Here is a 14790-nt window from a genome sequence, read left to right as displayed (position 1 = left end):
ATAGCCAATTTGCCTGACACCCCTCGGATACTGTTAAGGCAAGTGCAGAACTACCCCACTTACCTCACGTGCCTGAAGAAACTCAGACACCCAAGATAAACCGGGCCGCGAACAGCATGCGCGAGCGTGCGTCGGCGAGGTCCTTCTTGCCCGCCATGAGGATCTTGGCGTTCGGGAACAGCTTCTTGCCGTCCCGGGAGATCTGCTCCAACAGGTGGTTCGGCACGACGATCATCGGCTTGTTGACCAGGCCGAGCTGTTTGAGCTTGACCGCCGTCATGAACATCGTGGCCGTCTTGCCGGCGCCGACCGGGTACGGGCACAGCGAGCCCTCGTCCGCGCTCAGCACGCGCTGGACGAAGTCCCACTGGTGCTCGTACGGCTTGAACTCCGGGTCCATGCCGTCGACCGTCAGGTGGGAGCCGTCGTGCTTGGGCAGGATCGTGCTGTTGAAGATGCGGTTGTAGTCGGCGGCCAGGCGGTCCGCCCGGTCCGGGTCCTCCCACACCCAGCTCGCGAAGCGGCGCATCAGCGCCGTCATCTTCGACTCCGCGAGCATCGTCTCCTTGTCGTTGCGCACCCTGCGCGAGCCGCCGTCGGGCGTGTGGAAGGTGTCGTAGACCTTCGGTGCCTGCCCGTTCAGCGCGAGGTCGAGCAGCTCGAAGGCGTTGACGCGCGATGTGCCCCACTCGCTGGTCGCGGCCTCCGGGATCGTCATCGGCATGTCGACGTTCCACGTCGCCGTCTTGGCCACGTGGATGATGTCGACCCGGACGCCCAGCATCTCCTCGGCGAAGGCGGTGACGTCCTCCACCGGAATCCACGGAGCGCCCAGCTTGGCCTTGATGTCCTCCGGCGGCAGCGGTTCGGGCTGCACCTCGCGCAGGGCGTCGACGTGCCGCTGGAGATCGTCGCGGCCCTGGGACAGCAGGAACTCGGCGCGCTCCAGCTTGTCCACGACCGGCCCGGACAGGTACGCACCGCGGGTGAGCAGTTCGCCGCTGTCGGGGTCGGGGAAGACCAGGTCCCCGAGCGCACCGGGCACCTGGTCCTCTTCGATCCCCAGGAGCTGCGCGATCGTGGGGACGTCGACCTTGTTCTTGAAGTTCAGGCAGAGCGACAGCGCCTCTTCCGGCGTCTCCGCCGACATCGGCCGCTCGATACGGCGGTTGACCCGGCGCAGCAGCAGCGGCGCCTTGTCCGCCTTCTGTGTCTCGTCGTCAAAGTCCTCCAGGGCGAGGACGGACACGAAGTCCGGGTCGCGTCGGAACCCGCCCAGACGCGGGTAGCGGCGGCTGACCGCCTTCTCGCCCGTCTCCTCGTCGACCGCGCCCTCGGCGAGGGTGAAACGGTTGATCGGGCCGTGCGCCCTGACGTAGGCGTCGTACAGCCGGTTCACCTCGGCGCGCAGCGGATCGAGCTGCACGTCGGGGGTGTCGTGGTCGGTCTCCGCCTCGATCAGTTTCAGCGTGGCGTCGCGCAGCGCGATGAGCTTGGGCAGTTCCTTGCCCGCGCGCGCGACCGCAACCAGCTCCCCGTCGATCACCTCATGCGGCTTGCCGTCCACGAGGTGGAAGGAACCTTCCTTCCGGCCGTCCTCACGGACAGGGAAGGGCAGCGTGTCCTCGGTGAACGGCTGCGCGCCGACCGCGACCCGCCAGTCGCGGCCCTCGGAACGGGCCGCCGCGGTGATGCCGTCGAAGGCCCGGCCCAGGGCAACCGCGAGGTCCTGCCCCTCGGGCGCCTTCACGGCCAGGGTGTGCCCGTACCTCGCCGCCCGCCCCTCCTCGAACGTGCCGAGCACGTTCTCCGGGTGCTCCAGGAAGTAGTTGTTGACGCTCTGGCCAGGGACCTCCGGAACCTCGCTGACCTTCATCCAGCTGTCGTCCAGCGGGCCGTCGGTGTCGCGCCGGCGGACGATGAGGATGTCGGCGAGGACGCCGGTCCCCCCTTCGGCGAGAGCACCGTTGGGCAGCCGGACGGCGCCCAGCAGGTCGGCGTGCTTGGCGATGGCGCGGCGGGCCGTGTCGTCCGCGGAGTCCATCGTGTAGCGGGAGGTCAGCAGGATGGCGACGCCGCCAGGGCGCAGGGCCTGCACCGAGCGCCAGATGAAGTAGTTGTGGATCGAGTCGGTGACCGCTTTCGGCGCGGTCTTGTCGTGGACCTGGAAGTTGCCGTAGGGCACGTTGCCCAGGACGGCGTCCACCGAGTTCGTCTGCAGACCGGCGTCCTGGAGCCGGGCGTTGATGATTTTCGCGTTCGGATGCAGCAGGGCGGCGATGCCCGCAGTGGTCGGGTCGCGCTCGACTCCGTACCACTCGACCGGCATCCGGTCGGGCGTGTGGTTGATGAAGGTGCCGGCGCCGCAGCCGGGTTCGAGGACGCGGCCGCCGCGAAAGCCCAGATCCTGCAGGGCAGTCCAGCAGGCCTCTGCGATCCGGTCGGGGGTGTAGTAGGCGGTCGATGTGCCCTGTTCGGCCTGCCGGTACTCGCGAGGCGACAGCAGGCGTTGCAGTTCCTCGCCGATCTCCGCCCAGGTTCCTTCCCGGTCTCCCGCGAGGGCCGGGGCGAGCGGCCCCCAGCCGGGCCAGTGCCGCAGGGCGGAGAGGTCTTCCTCGGTGGGAGTGGTCTGGTCCTCGCGCAGCCGGAGCAGGGTCTCGATCGCCGTCAGGCTCGCGCGGGCCCGACCGATCGGCCCGAGGCGGCCCTCCGGGGCGGGCTCGGGGGCAGGGGTGGCCGGGGCTTCGACGGGGTTGGGCATGTCGTTCTCCAAGCTGCGGGGCCCGGCGCAGCCTCAGCGTCGACGGCCCGCCGGGCGGTCGGGAGGGCAGCGAGTGCGTCAGGCCGACGCGACGAAGGCCGCCAGGCGCGCCTCGAACGCCTCGTCGTCGCTCTCGGGCAGCCGTTGCGGCCCGCCCTCCTTGCTCGGAGTCAGACCCGGGTTCGCCAGCACCATGTCGGCCCAGCGGGCGACTCGGGCGGGCGCGGGCACCAGGTCCTCGCCCATGAACCAGTCGCTGGCCCCCGCCTGGGCCGGCAGGTAGAGCACCCAGCCGTATGCCTCGTCCCAGACCAGTTCGAGGTCGTCGTCCTCGTCGGCGTACGGACCGCTGTCCGGCGGCGCCAGGGTGATGACGGCTTTGCGCACGGCCGGAGGGCGTGCGGAGACGGCATGCCCCGTCACGGTCAGGCCGATGCCTGCGACTTCCGTGACGACGGCCTGGACGTAGGGCTGGTGATCGGTGCGACTGGTCATAACGTCCTCCCCGTTGACCCAAGAACTCGGGCGGCGCGACCCGAGTCCTGCACGGCCGCACCTGCACGACGGGGGCTCAACCCGCGCGAGGGATCAGCGGCGCGCGTGATCCATGCCCGATGACCATACGGCGCAGAAGTGCTCCCCTGGCTCCTGCAGTCGCAATTCCGCACCCCTTCCGACCAGGCATTTCGCCACACGCAATGAGAGTGAGCTTCGGCTGTAGCACGGCTTCAATGCCGAACTCTGTGAGTCTGCAAGTACGTCAGTTCCGGAGTCGCTGACTCTGGGACTCACGCACTCCGGTACTTCGCGCTGGTGCTCAACCCGAGGGGTGCAGCCGGCGGCGGGTGCGTGAAACGGCGACGTCGGCAGTTCACCGTCGGGTGTCTCAGGGAGAATGCCAGACTGCCGAAGTCACAGACTCCGGATTTGCCGGAGTTGCAGAGTCCCGGATCGAGGAAGGAGAGACTCATGCCGCAGCGCAGAAGCAAGCGTGTCGCAGCCGGCAACAACAAGGGCGGCGTCGGCAAGAGCGGCTGGGTGGCGAACGTCGCGGCCGCGCTCGCCGAAGAGGGGTGCAGGGTCCTGGTGGTCGACGTCGACCCGCAGGCGAACGTCTCGCGCAGGATGGGGCGCCCCTACCGCAAGGAGAAGCCGCTCGTCACCACCGCCGAGGTCATCAAGTCGGGTGAGGTCGGCGCGGCCGCCGACGCGATCGTGCCGTGCGGATGGGACGGGATCTACGCCCAGCGCATCGACATCATCCCCTCGCGGTTCGACCTGGAGAACCGCATCTCCGAGGCCGCCGTGATCGGATCGCGTGGACGTCTGGCCCGGGCCCTGCAGGGCGTCGATGACGACTACGACTTCACGTTGTTCGACTGTCAGCCCTCCCTGGGGCATCTCACCCAGCTCGCCCTGGCCGCCGCCCGCTGGGGCGTCGCCCTGGTGGAACCGGAGTACGACGGCGTCGACGGGGCCGTGCGCTTCCGCGACTTCATCGCGAGCGAGATCAACCGCACCGAGATGGGCAATCCGGATCTGGCTTTCGCGGCCGCCATCCCGTCCATGGTCGACGGCCGTCTCGCCGGTCACGCTCACCACCTCAAGACGCTCCCGGGCATCTTCGGTGAAGACCGGGTCTGGGAACCGATCCCGAGGCGGTCCATCGTGAAGGACGCCGCCGACGAGGCTCTGCCGCTCGCGGACCTCGGCAGCCGGTCCAACGAGATGCGGGACGTCTACAAGCTCGCCGCCCAGCGCATGATCAAGGAGTTCGCGTGACACCGCCGAGGTCGCGGTCCGTTGTCCCCGCCACATCCGAGATAAGCGACAGCGACCGCAAGCCGCTCGTTCCCGAGGTCGAGTCCCTCCTCGGCCGAGAAGGGCTGAGCCTAGAGTCGCAGACTTCCGAAGTTCCGGAGCCTGTGACTCCCGTAGTCCCGGAGTCTCAGAGTTCCGGAGATCCGAAGTGGACGACGCTGGAACGCAAGGAGGCCCGCCTGCGCTCCGACCAGCTCACCGAGCTTGCTGAGCTGCGCCGGCACGTAAGCTCCCGCCGCCGTGACAAGTCGGAGATCATCACCGACAACACGCTGATCCGGGTCGCGGTCGACCTGCTGCTGCAGGGGCATTCCCACCGGCTCCACGGAGACACCGAAGAGGCTCTGCTGCAGTCCGTCCTGCCCCGGCGTCGAGCCGCAGCGGCCCAGGACGGCACCGGCCTGGAGGGGTCTGGAGTGAACGGGGAAGCCCGGTAGTCACGTAGTCCGGCAGTTCCGGAGTCTGTAATTTCAGCCAAACGGGCGCAGTTCACGCCGAACTGCGCCCGTTGGTTGTGTCGGCACAACGCATCCGCACTAGGCTGCCGCTGTTCGTTGTGTCGAAACAACGGAAGGACTCGGGTGGACAACGTCGACATGATGGCCGAGCAGATCGCCGATCTCGTCCGGCAGGCCAACGCCAGCGGGACGGCACCGGCCGACCGTGTGCAGCTGCTCGCCACGGCGGTCGGCCTCGCGGTCGATCCCCTGCTCCAGCTCGAACTGATGATGCTCGTCGCCGACGCCGCCGGCCGCGCCGCGCACGAAACGGCGGGCCGAGCCCTGCGCGGCGAGGGCCGCCCGGAGGGCAAGGCCGCAACCTGGGCGGAGATCGGTGCGGCCGCCCGCCTGGCCAAGGACACCGTCTTCCGGCAGTACCACGGCGGCACCGCGCTCTCGTGGTCCCCGGCGAACCGCGGTGTGCGGCAGGCCGTACGACGGCCCGCCATCGGCGGAAGGGCTCGCTGATGGGCGCCGATCAAAGCCTCACCGGCCCGGACCTGCTGCGCGCGGCCGCCGCAGAGGTGTGTTCGCGCGAAGAGGGCATCTCCGAGTCCCGCGCCCGCCAGGTGCGGTGGGTGGCGGGCGAGTACGGCCGCGCTCTCGCCCACGCCGAGCACCCGCTCGACGCCGGCGCCGAAGCCGGACCGCTGTTCCAGCGCCAAGCCATCGAGGCCTACCTCGCGCTGGCGGGCCGCGGTGACCTGCGAGTGCGACGGTCCGCCTCACCCGCCAGCGGCGACCACTCGCGGCAGGCTCGCATCGAGGTCCTGGCGCTCCTGGCGAAGGCTGCAGGGGTGTGCGCCGACCTGCCACCGCAGCCCGATCCGGTCCGCAAGCAGCCCGTTCCCAAGCGGGCCCGTTCCCTGCTGCGGGCCTCCCTGGAGGAAGCCGCCGACCAGGCCGCCTCGCCGGGGCAGATCCGGATGCTCGCCATCGGCGCGATGGTCGCCGACAGCGGAGCCCGCTCCGGCGAGGCGTGCGCGTGGCGGCTCGACGACCTGGCGCCGTCACTCGAAGAGGTCCGGACGCTGCGCAGGCCCCAGGGCTGGAGCGAGGCGGAGGCCTACGTCGAACTGGCCGTTCTGTCAGGGCTGTCCCGGGCGGCCCTGCGTCGCTGGCTCACCGAGCGGCACGCACTCATGGAGCGCGTGCAGGGCACCACCACGGCACTGTGGGTCTCCCTGCACCCCAACCACCGCGGCGAGCACGCCGTCCCGTCCGGGACTCCTCTGGAGCCGCGCGGCCTCTACCGGGCATGGACCCGGGCTGTCACGCAGACCAACGTGCAGATGGCCGGCGAACCCTCATGGGTTCCCCTGCCCACCCGCATGGAACAGCTGCGCCGTGGCGTCAGCCCGAAGACCTCACCGGCGCCCCGCCAGCCCGACGCCGAACAGGCGGCCGTCCTCCTGGAAGAGGTCACCGAGTGCGGCCGCGTCCTTGCCTCTGTGCGGCGTTCCGGCGAGCCGGACACCACCGAGGAACTCGAAGCGCGAGTGGCCTGCCGCAAAGCTCTGCGGGCGGCGTGGGCTGAGGGCATCGAGCACGCGATGCAGTTGTCCGCGCTGGTCGAGGTCGGTCTTACCGACACCGCCGACCTGACCGCTGCCGGGTGGGAGCCAGCCCTGCTCGATGCGATCGAGAGGGCCGCCGGGTGGGGGCGCCCCTCCAAGGCCCAAGCCGGATGACCTCGGAGGCCACACTCTCCAATCCCGTAGTACGGGAGTTCCGCACTCCGGTACTACGGTAGTCCGGAACTCCGGTACTCCGGTACTACGGAAGAGACGCCACTGCTGCGGCCATGGCCTGCAGCCGTGGAGAAGCCCCCGGCGGCGCTCGGTGCAGGAGCAACCGCCGGGGGCTTCGTCGTCGCCCGGGCCCACGGGGGAAGGCGCCGGGAGAAGGCTCAGGGAGACGCGCGGCCGTCGACGCCTCGCCAGCCGGAGCGGCCGCGGACTGGAGCCGGTCCAAACGCTCGTACAGCGCGCGGACCGCGGACTGGTGCAGGCCCGGGCGCTCGGTGACGACAGGGCGAGTCCGTGAGTACCGGACAGCCGGAGTACGCGGCAGTTCCGAAGTGACGGACTCCGGCACCCCGTTTCTGGCGCGCCTGCCGACAGCCAGGTCAGAAGGGGACTTCGACGGAGAAGGCCTGCGGGCGCCCGCGCCGAGCGGTGACCTCAGCTGCCCTCTTCTTCACGTCGTCGGGGCTTGTCCCGTAGATCTCAGACAGCGCGCGGTCCAGGAACTCGACCCCCTCCAGGACGTCGGGAACCCGGAGAACGTCCTCGTGGCTGCCCACGTTCCCGATCCACTTCACGGCCAGGAGCAGGTCCGCAGCATCCGCGTGCTGCGACAGCGCCTTCTTGAAGATCGCGATACGCCTGTCGAGGTCGAGTCGGACTACCTTGCCCTTGCTGTTGAGCTGCCGGCGGATGACGCCCCTGTCGTCCATCAGGGCTTCGACCGCCGCCCGGATCCTGTTCGCGGCAGCGCTGGGGTCGAGCCAGAGAATCTTGGCTGCGGCGTCCACCCGCACCCCGACCTCCGGTGGGCAGAGCTCGCGGTTTTCGAGCAGCGGCAGCGCCGGGAGGAACAGGGTGGGCGTCCAGTAGATCTCGTACTGCTCGCCGTGCCGACTTGAGTAGTCCACGCTCATCTCCCCGATGACGCGCACGCGATCACAAGTCTCCTTCCGGCACGTGAGAACGCCGTGGAAGCCACCTTGAATCCATTCCGGCTCCCACGCCTCGTGGTTCACCAGGGCCCGGCTGGTGGCCGACTCCTCAGACACAAAGGAGTCGGGGTCCGGGAGCAGGACGCCTCGCGTGCACGTGGGGCACGGGATGGCGGGCCAGTCCTCCAGGTGGTCCCCTGAGAGACCTTTAGAGATGGCCCGAAGATCCCGGTTCAAGATGCTTGTCATGACGTCACATAGTGCCAGCGGCAACAGCCCCTACGAGACGGGGATTTCGACCCTGCGGGTCTGTTGCTCCCAGTCAACCGGGGGCGTTGCCGAGCCTAGGCAGGCGGCTTCACCGGATCGAGGCCGTGAGTGCCGGAGTCCCGATATGCCGAAGTCCCGGAGTCACAGACTCCGGGACTTCCGTTTTCGGTACCCGGCGTCAGTCGAAGTCGTCGACCGGGTGCGGGGTGACGTGCTTGCAGTAGTGGCTGGCCGCGGCGCCGCCGGCGAACCGCCTGAACGACGCCCAACGGGGGAGGGCAGGGTCCGCGTTCCTGCGGAACCGCTCGTCACGCCCGCCACAGAACACCGCCGAGAACACCTCTGCATGGCGCCAGGAGCTCCGTTCCCGGGGTGGAGGCCCGGGAGTGCCGATCAAGCCCTGAGAGCCGTACAGGGGCGCACAGGGACGCACCGCCGTCTCTTTGTGGTCGCCGCCCGTAGGGCGTCCCTTCTATGGGTTGGCCTGAGCGTGCGCACTCAGCCCGGCCACCCACGGCGCGGGCCCGTCATCACCCAAGCCACGAGGGGCCGTCACCCGGGCCCCGGCCTCAGCCCCCACCTGTGACGGGTCCGCGCCACCCTCCTCTTACCCCTAACAGGCCCTTGCGCCCTGGACCGGCGCCAGCCGGTCGCTTCGCCCGCCATCACCCCGCGGCTCTCGTCGGAGTTGCGGTCACGACCTGCGCTTTCAGCGTGAGGGGGTCGCCTCCGGCCACGGCGGTGAGGGTGCCACGATCCCCTGTACCAGGGGAGAGAGGGACAGTGAGGGACGGGCGCAAGGGCCTGTTAGGGAGACGAGAGGGGAAGGTTGCCCGCCCACGCCTGCCTGGTGACGGGCGAGCTGGTGGCCACCGGCCGGCCGATGGATCTCGATGGGGAGGGGGGAACTGTCTGGCGCCGCGGCGCCATCGGTCGCGGCGGAGCCGCCTCGGACGCGCTCGCGCGCTACTACCGGTTACTTAGCCCTCCGGGCGTCACCAGCGGCGCACGCGCCGCAAGGCGCTTTTGTGTTCTCTCTCGTCTTCTAACAACCCCAGTCTTCTAAAGGGACACCGGCCTTCCCCGGGGCCCGGGAAACCCTGTTGTCGGGTCCCACCTGCGGAAACGAACCATTTACGCAGGTCAGACCCGACAACCGAAAAACCGGGTGTCGGGTCTGACCTGGGAAAACGCTTCGATAGAGAGGTTCGAAGGGCGGTTCAGGGGCCGGGATGTGACACCGCGCTGAGATCCGCTGGACGCGGGTCTACGACCGGTACGGCCACCTCGCCCGCAGCGTCGACATCGGCGAACTCGCACACCCGCTGCAGGCCCTGGGCCACGAGTATGGCGTCGGGTAAGACCCGCACGAGCCGTCGAGCAGGCCCTGGCCGCCGTCCGGTCGTGCACGCGTATGGATCGCGCACGGCCAGGGCCGCCGGATTCCGGCACTCCGGCAGTCCGGTACTCGCAGAGTCACGGACTCGGACATGCTGAGGGGCCGCACCCCGGCGGTGGGGTGCGGCCTTCCCTGACCTGCGTCAGGCGGTCTGCGAGTAGGCCAGCAGTTCGGGGTTCTCCCGGGCGATCTGCTCCTGCAGACGGCGCCGCTCCTCGGCGTCCGCCAGCCGCTTCTTTTCCGCCGCCTTCCGACGCTCGCGCTCCTTAGAGGCCTCCTGCTCGCGTTCGGCGTGCTCGCGGTAGGCATCCTCCAGCAGCTCGTTCCACCGCTCGCGCGCCAGCTGCTCGCGCTCAGCCTCCGCCCGCCGCAGGTTCTCCTGCAGCCGGGCCGTCGCCTTGTGCGCCTCTTGCTCCTCCTTGCGGCACGGGCCGCACAGGCCGTCCTCGGGAGCCTCCACGCCGGTCTTGCCCGGCGTGTGGCAGGTGTGGCACTTCCACCGGCGCGGGGCCGGGACTCCGCCGCCCTGGTCCTCGCCGGGCTCGCCGCGCTGCGCGGGCACCGGGCGCTTCCGGTCCTCCTTGCGCTGCTCGCACCCCCGGCACGCCGCCCCGGAGTCGAGGATCACGCCGTCCTCGCACATCGGCTCCGGGCAGTCCGTCGACGGGCGAACCAGTGCGACCGCGACGCCGATCGCCGAGCCGATGCCCTTGCCGCCCGGCATGGCCGCTTCCTCGTAGCCGTGCTTCCACCACCGGCGCTTCACCCGCTCGGCCAGCACGTCCGCCGTACGCGAATCCAGAGCGTCCAGGATCGCGTCCCGCAGCACCGGCGGCCGGTACGACGGAAGCAAGGCACGCAGCTGCTCGGGGAACGCCGTCTCCACGAGCTTCACCGCGGCCGCCTCAGACTGTGTCAGCCGCCTGCCAGGCTCCTTCTTCTTCGTCGGCTTCTTCGGCGCCACCGACTTCCGGGGCGGTTGAGCCGGAGCCGCCGCGCCGGCGGCTCCGCTCCCCCGATCCTCTCCCCTACGGACATTCCGGCCCCGACCGCTTTCGGCAGCCTGGCCCGGCACCTCGAAGTCGAGCTTGCGGCGCTCCCGCTTCTTCTTCCGCTTGGCCTCCACCTTCGCGAGGTGCTTCGCTGCCCGCTCCCGGGCCGACTTCGTCGGCGGCTCCACCTTCACGATCCGCACGTTCGGCTCGCGCGCGATGCTGTCCAGCAGTTCTTGGACTTCGTCGTCCGTGGCGGGCGTGGGATACACGACGACCTCGGTCGACCACTGGTTGTCCCCGGCCCACTGGATCTTCACCTTGATGACGTACCGGGCGACCTGGAGCAGGCCCCAGGCGCCGGCCAGGCCGTCCCGGCCGTAGCCGTACTTCTCGGCGATCTCGTGCAGGGTGATCTCGAAGCCGTCCTGGTGGCGCAGGACTACGGTCAGCAGGCCCAAGGCCTCCAGGTCGAGGCTGTCCGAGTCGTCTACGGTCTCATTGGGGACGGCGGCGAACCGTGGCGGCCGTCCTGAACGCTTCCTCAACGCGCACCCCCTTTCGGGGCGGCGAAGGCCGGCACGGTGTCCGTGCCGGGCGGTCGAGCGATGGTGCTCATCGTGCTGGGGTCTCCCCTGGTATCGGGGAGCCGTACGACGGTGGGTTCATCACCAGATAGGTGACGCGGCGCACGTGTGGCTGTTTGGTGCGGCCGGGTCTGGCTATTCTGATATCGGTACCCGGGCCCGTGTGGTCTGGTGCCCGGCGTTACCGCCGACGTACGACTCGGTAGCTCTGCAAGGTGGCGAGTCGACTCAAGACGGCCGTTCCCTCGTGGCAAAGGGGCGGCCGTCGCGGCGTTTGTGGGGCCTTCTACGGGGGCTGCTGGCGTGTCACGGTCCTCATCTTCCTCTCCCTGCCTTGCTGTCCAACGGGTGGACACACCTTTTGTTGCTGGCCTGTGCCGTCTCCGGCGGGTGAACGTCGGCCGTGGCCGACGACGACGATCTACTTCTTCGGCTTGACCGCAGTGACCGGCCATCGGGCGGACCGGGCCCGCTGCAGCTCGCTGAACAGCTCTACGCGATCCCCGGGGATCACACGGACGGTGACCTCGATGGGGCGCTCAGTCCTGGCGGAGACACCAACGATCGTGGTCTCCAAGATGGGCATAGCCGTTGAGATGGTGAGTAGCTGAGCCTCTTCCCGATCGGGCATGCGGACCCGGACGGTCTCTGACCATGAGATGGGACCGTGCCCTGCCTCTTCCAGCCGGTCCAAGTAGCCCCCTGGCCCCGTCGAAGGTTCGGCGACTTGGGGGGCGTCGGCTACAGCGTCGGGGCTGAGCCAGGTATCGACCAGTTGGAAGGGCGGCTCGCCGGCAGGTGAAGTCACTCGCCGACGGCGAAGCGTCTTCGTCCCAGCCGAGAGGCCGAAGTGCTCGGCCACCTGATCGGGGGCCGGGACGAACGCACGGAATGGGCGTCCGTGAACCTCCCAAGGCTCGTCAGGGCGGGAGACCGCTGGAAACACGTAGCCGCGGGCTGGGTCCCTGGCAACGGTTGTCCCCCGAGTTACGCGTCGTCTACCCGGGGCTTGAAGCACCACGAAGCCGGTGCGCTTGACGCTCCGCACCAGCCCCTCTGACTCCAGAGCCTTGTAGGCGGCGCGCATCGTCTCGTAGGAGACCCCTGCTGTTTCGGCAGCAGGCTTGAGCTGGGGCAGTGCTGCACCCGGCGCGTACGTGCCGTCCTCGATCTGGCGCCGAACTTCGTCGGCGAGCTGTCGCCACTTCGGCGTCTTAGGGCCCGTCATTGGAGTGCTTGTCTCCCCGTCGTAGATGTCCTGGGCGATCACCCTAAGACAGATCTAGGTTTAACGTCGATTCGAGGCCTTGTCTAGCGTGTCGGTGAAGCAGTTGAAATCTAGGTTCTTGACATCCCTCACTGGGTAGTGTGTCATCAGATCAGCCGGAAGAAACCTAGATTTCAACTCAACCGGCGAAAGCCTGAAAGCCCTCTTCCAAGGGCACAGCCATGTCAAAAACGGGCCCTCCGGCCGCGCCTGGAAGCCAAGCCGGAGAGCCCGCGCAAGGGCCGACCGAGTAGAGAGGCACGACCCTATGAAGACCATCGTCGCAGGCCGCATCGTCGGCAGCGAGGGCGAGTACATCGAGGCCGCGATGGGTTTCGGCAGTGACTTCGCCGCCCTCCGCGCCGCGTCCCCCGAGCTGCGGGCCGCCTACGTGGAGTTCCTGGTGGACACCAGCGACCCGGACAACGACATCGACCGCGAGAACATCGAGCACCTGCGCCGAGTGCTGGGCGTCCGCCCGCCGGCGAACGTGGTGCTGATGCCGCGACGCGGCACCGCCGCCCTGAGCGCTGCGAAGGGTGGTCGGGCCGCATGAACTTCACGACCTCCAACCCCCGCCTGGCCGTCCTGTTATCCCTGCTGCCCGTGATGCTGGGCCGGGTGCGGCTGTTCGCCGCGCTGGCCGGCGGCGCCTGGCTGGTCGGGATCGAGTTGGGCGTCATGGCCCGCGTCGGCATGGTGCTGATCGCCCTCGTGGTCATTGCCCTGGACGCCGTCCTCACCCCGCCGGGCGCTCTCGCCTCCCCCGCCTTCCACACGGTGGCGGGCGGCTTCCGGAACAAGGAGGCGGCGTGATGCAGACCGCGACCACCCCGCAGCGCGGCCGCCAGGCCACCACCGTCCCGCAGTCCTCGGACATGACGGACTGGACCGGCGCTGACTTCGACTCCTGGGAGGTCCTGACCTCCCTCCACGTCTCCGACCCGATCGCCCGCGTCACCCGCGCCCGCCAGGGGCACGGCCAGGAAAGGACTCGCTGATGGAGACGACGACCTACGAGGGCCGCCGTCAGATGGACAAGGTCAAGGCCCGCGCGGCGGCCACCCACGCCGAGGCGGAGGGGCGCAAGACCAACGCCCTGACGCAGATCCAGATCGCCGAGGAGCGCGAGAAGGCCGCCGACCGCAAGCGGCTGCGTAAGCAGGCGGCGAAGACGAAGCGGCTGGAGGAGAAGGCCAAGCGCCGAGAGAAGCGGGCCGCTGCCCGCAAGGCCCGCAACGAGCGGCTCGCCGCCGCGATCGGCCAGCCGCTGCCGTGGGTGATGACCGTGGTGGTCACCAGCATCACGTTCGCCTTCCCCGGGCAGTTCTCGGCGGTGGTCGGCCTCGGTGTGATCTGGGTGCTGGCGCTGATGGTGCCCGTCTTCATCGAGGGCGCGACGTGGGCGATGGCGTGGCTGCGCAAGTGGGCGGTCGCCAACAACAAGCCCGCGGGCCTCTACACGGTGATGACCTGGCTGTTCGCCTCGGTCGCGGCCGCGCTGAACGCCTGGCACCACGCGGACGAGCCACAGCTCGCCATCGTGTTCGCCGCCTCCAGCCTCTTCGGCGTGGCGGTCTGGGAGATCTACATGCACTCCCAGAGCCACGCGGCCAGCGGTCGTAACGCGGAGGAGATCCGTCTCGCGCTGCTGCGGAGGATCACCCACCCGCGTGTCACCTGGCGGGCCATGTGGCTGCGCACCGCGACGATCCCGCCCCTGTCGAAGGGGGAGGCGTGGGACCGTGCGTGGCGCCAGGAACACGGCGCCGAGCCGGGCGTGAAGAGGAGCATCCTCAAGCGGTTCGGGAAGCGCGCGGACAAGGTCGCCGGGTTGGTCGAGCAGCACGACGAGCTGAGGCCCACGGCGTCGCTCGCGATGTTCGACGCGCCCGTCGAGCCGGTGCGCGAGGTGCCCGCCGGCAAGGGCTGGATGATCAACCCGGAGGCCATCGGGAAGATCCTCACGGACCCCGCGAACGCTCTGCGCGCGGACCACGCGAAGACCTCTGCCACGAAGATCGAAAAGGGTGCCGGGGTCCCCGCTGGAGAGGCCGCACAAGGCCCGCGCGCGGCCCGCACGCACGCCGCGAAGGAGCAGGTCAAACCCAACAACCCCCCCTCCGTGCGAGGCCGCCAGAAGGCCGTTGACGAGGGCGGTTCGAAGCAGTCCCGCGCGGCCCGCGCGCTGGCTTCGGAGACCGCTCGCGCGGCCACCCCGGAGCAGGCCGAGGCCGAGAAGAACGCGGCCCGCGAGTGGGTCCTCGCGCGGCTGCGTGCGGGCCAGGAGACGGGCTGGCGGGACGTGCAGCGGTACTTCGAGAAGGAGGTGCCGGAGAAGAACATGCGGATGGTGCGCGGGGAGACCTGGTGCCGCGCGCGGATCAAGGAAGCCGACCGCGAGCACAACGGCGACCCGGTCCTGCACCTCGCCGCGACCAGCTGACACACGCCGCGCAAACCAGAGTCTGTAAGTCCGTAACTCCCAGGCTCACAGACTCCCGGACCAACTG

Annotated in this window: 13 protein-coding genes; 8 read left to right on the top strand and 5 right to left on the bottom strand. The window is 69.4% G+C overall.

What is annotated here, in order from left to right; translation table 11 throughout:
* Nucleotides 1-82: 82 nt before the first annotated feature.
* Together ADL34_RS19120 and ADL34_RS19115 are read right to left on the bottom strand one after the other, a co-directional pair.
* A complete protein-coding gene (locus ADL34_RS19120) occupies nucleotides 83-2761 on the bottom strand; it encodes a hypothetical protein (protein ID WP_062739799.1) in 2679 nt (892 codons plus the stop codon).
* Nucleotides 2762-2839: 78 nt separating this feature from the next.
* Entirely contained in the window at nucleotides 2840-3256 is a 417-nt protein-coding gene (locus ADL34_RS19115) for a DUF6292 family protein (RefSeq protein ID WP_062669149.1), read from the bottom strand.
* Nucleotides 3257-3730: 474 nt separating this feature from the next.
* Here ADL34_RS19115 and ADL34_RS19110 point away from each other — a divergent pair, with 474 nt between their 5' ends.
* The 4 genes from ADL34_RS19110 (at nucleotide 3731) to ADL34_RS34415 (ending at nucleotide 6773) form a co-directional block, all read left to right on the top strand.
* The gene (locus ADL34_RS19110; protein WP_063892324.1) at nucleotides 3731-4543 is read left to right on the top strand and encodes a ParA family protein; all 813 of its coding nucleotides are present in this window, start codon (nucleotides 3731-3733) and stop codon (nucleotides 4541-4543) included.
* A gap of 143 nt (nucleotides 4544-4686) precedes the next feature.
* Entirely contained in the window at nucleotides 4687-5019 is a 333-nt protein-coding gene (locus tag ADL34_RS19105) for a hypothetical protein (RefSeq protein WP_199835594.1), read from the top strand.
* A gap of 144 nt (nucleotides 5020-5163) precedes the next feature.
* Nucleotides 5164-5550 carry a hypothetical protein gene (locus ADL34_RS19100; RefSeq protein ID WP_063892322.1) on the top strand — a complete coding sequence of 129 codons (387 nt, stop codon included), beginning with the start codon at nucleotides 5164-5166 and terminating at the stop codon, nucleotides 5548-5550.
* Nucleotides 5550-6773 carry a hypothetical protein gene (locus tag ADL34_RS34415; RefSeq protein ID WP_063892320.1) on the top strand — a complete coding sequence of 408 codons (1224 nt, stop codon included), beginning with the start codon at nucleotides 5550-5552 and terminating at the stop codon, nucleotides 6771-6773. Before ADL34_RS19100 ends, ADL34_RS34415 begins: the two co-directional genes overlap by 1 nt.
* 437 nt (nucleotides 6774-7210) lie before the next feature.
* On the opposite strand, the gene ADL34_RS19095 is transcribed toward ADL34_RS34415, so the two are convergent.
* The 3 genes from ADL34_RS19095 to ADL34_RS19085 all read right to left on the bottom strand — a co-directional run bounded on the left by ADL34_RS19095 (nucleotide 7211) and on the right by ADL34_RS19085 (nucleotide 12280).
* Nucleotides 7211-8011: a DUF4145 domain-containing protein gene (locus tag ADL34_RS19095; RefSeq protein ID WP_062669150.1), complete on the bottom strand. Its 801-nt coding sequence runs from the start codon at nucleotides 8009-8011 to the stop codon at nucleotides 7211-7213.
* Between the two features lie 1562 nt (nucleotides 8012-9573).
* On the bottom strand, nucleotides 9574-10971 hold the full coding sequence (locus ADL34_RS19090; protein WP_159038951.1) for a hypothetical protein: 1398 nt from the start codon (nucleotides 10969-10971) through the stop codon (nucleotides 9574-9576).
* Between the two features lie 460 nt (nucleotides 10972-11431).
* Nucleotides 11432-12280 carry a GntR family transcriptional regulator gene (locus tag ADL34_RS19085; protein ID WP_234375053.1) on the bottom strand — a complete coding sequence of 283 codons (849 nt, stop codon included), beginning with the start codon at nucleotides 12278-12280 and terminating at the stop codon, nucleotides 11432-11434.
* 265 nt (nucleotides 12281-12545) lie between these two features.
* Between ADL34_RS19085 and ADL34_RS19080 the strand changes: the two genes are divergently transcribed.
* Genes ADL34_RS19080 through ADL34_RS19065 form a run of 4 tightly spaced genes read left to right on the top strand, consistent with a single transcriptional unit; the run spans nucleotide 12546 to nucleotide 14723 of the window.
* Nucleotides 12546-12833, top strand: coding sequence for a hypothetical protein (locus ADL34_RS19080; RefSeq protein ID WP_062669152.1), 288 nt, complete (start codon nucleotides 12546-12548; stop codon nucleotides 12831-12833).
* Nucleotides 12830-13093 carry a hypothetical protein gene (locus ADL34_RS19075; protein ID WP_062669153.1) on the top strand — a complete coding sequence of 88 codons (264 nt, stop codon included), beginning with the start codon at nucleotides 12830-12832 and terminating at the stop codon, nucleotides 13091-13093. Before ADL34_RS19080 ends, ADL34_RS19075 begins: the two co-directional genes overlap by 4 nt.
* Nucleotides 13093-13278: a hypothetical protein gene (locus ADL34_RS19070; RefSeq protein WP_159038950.1), complete on the top strand. Its 186-nt coding sequence runs from the start codon at nucleotides 13093-13095 to the stop codon at nucleotides 13276-13278. The genes ADL34_RS19075 and ADL34_RS19070 overlap by 1 nt, the downstream gene beginning before the upstream one ends.
* Entirely contained in the window at nucleotides 13278-14723 is a 1446-nt protein-coding gene (locus tag ADL34_RS19065; protein ID WP_062669155.1) for a DUF2637 domain-containing protein, read from the top strand. Before ADL34_RS19070 ends, ADL34_RS19065 begins: the two co-directional genes overlap by 1 nt.
* Nucleotides 14724-14790 lie beyond the last annotated feature (67 nt).

It is taken from the genome of Streptomyces sp. NRRL WC-3605 (assembly GCF_001509795.1).
Classification (GTDB): domain Bacteria; phylum Actinomycetota; class Actinomycetes; order Streptomycetales; family Streptomycetaceae; genus Streptomyces; species Streptomyces viridochromogenes.
The sequence above is the reverse complement of the archived record's forward strand: the minus strand, read 5'-3'. Positions and strand labels throughout refer to the sequence as shown.

Bases quoted from the DNA above. Each gene is read 5' to 3' on its own strand.
- ADL34_RS19120 (WP_062739799.1), bottom strand. From the start codon at position 2,761: ATGCCCAACCCCGTCGAAGCCCCGGCCACCCCTGCCCCCGAGCCCGCC.
- ADL34_RS19115 (WP_062669149.1), bottom strand. From the start codon at position 3,256: ATGACCAGTCGCACCGATCACCAGCCCTACGTCCAGGCCGTCGTCACG.
- ADL34_RS19110 (WP_063892324.1), top strand. From the start codon at position 3,731: ATGCCGCAGCGCAGAAGCAAGCGTGTCGCAGCCGGCAACAACAAGGGC.
- ADL34_RS34415 (WP_063892320.1), top strand. From the start codon at position 5,550: ATGGGCGCCGATCAAAGCCTCACCGGCCCGGACCTGCTGCGCGCGGCC.
- ADL34_RS19095 (WP_062669150.1), bottom strand. From the start codon at position 8,011: ATGACAAGCATCTTGAACCGGGATCTTCGGGCCATCTCTAAAGGTCTC.
- ADL34_RS19080 (WP_062669152.1), top strand. From the start codon at position 12,546: ATGAAGACCATCGTCGCAGGCCGCATCGTCGGCAGCGAGGGCGAGTAC.
- ADL34_RS19075 (WP_062669153.1), top strand. From the start codon at position 12,830: ATGAACTTCACGACCTCCAACCCCCGCCTGGCCGTCCTGTTATCCCTG.
- ADL34_RS19070 (WP_159038950.1), top strand. From the start codon at position 13,093: ATGCAGACCGCGACCACCCCGCAGCGCGGCCGCCAGGCCACCACCGTC.
- ADL34_RS19065 (WP_062669155.1), top strand. From the start codon at position 13,278: ATGGAGACGACGACCTACGAGGGCCGCCGTCAGATGGACAAGGTCAAG.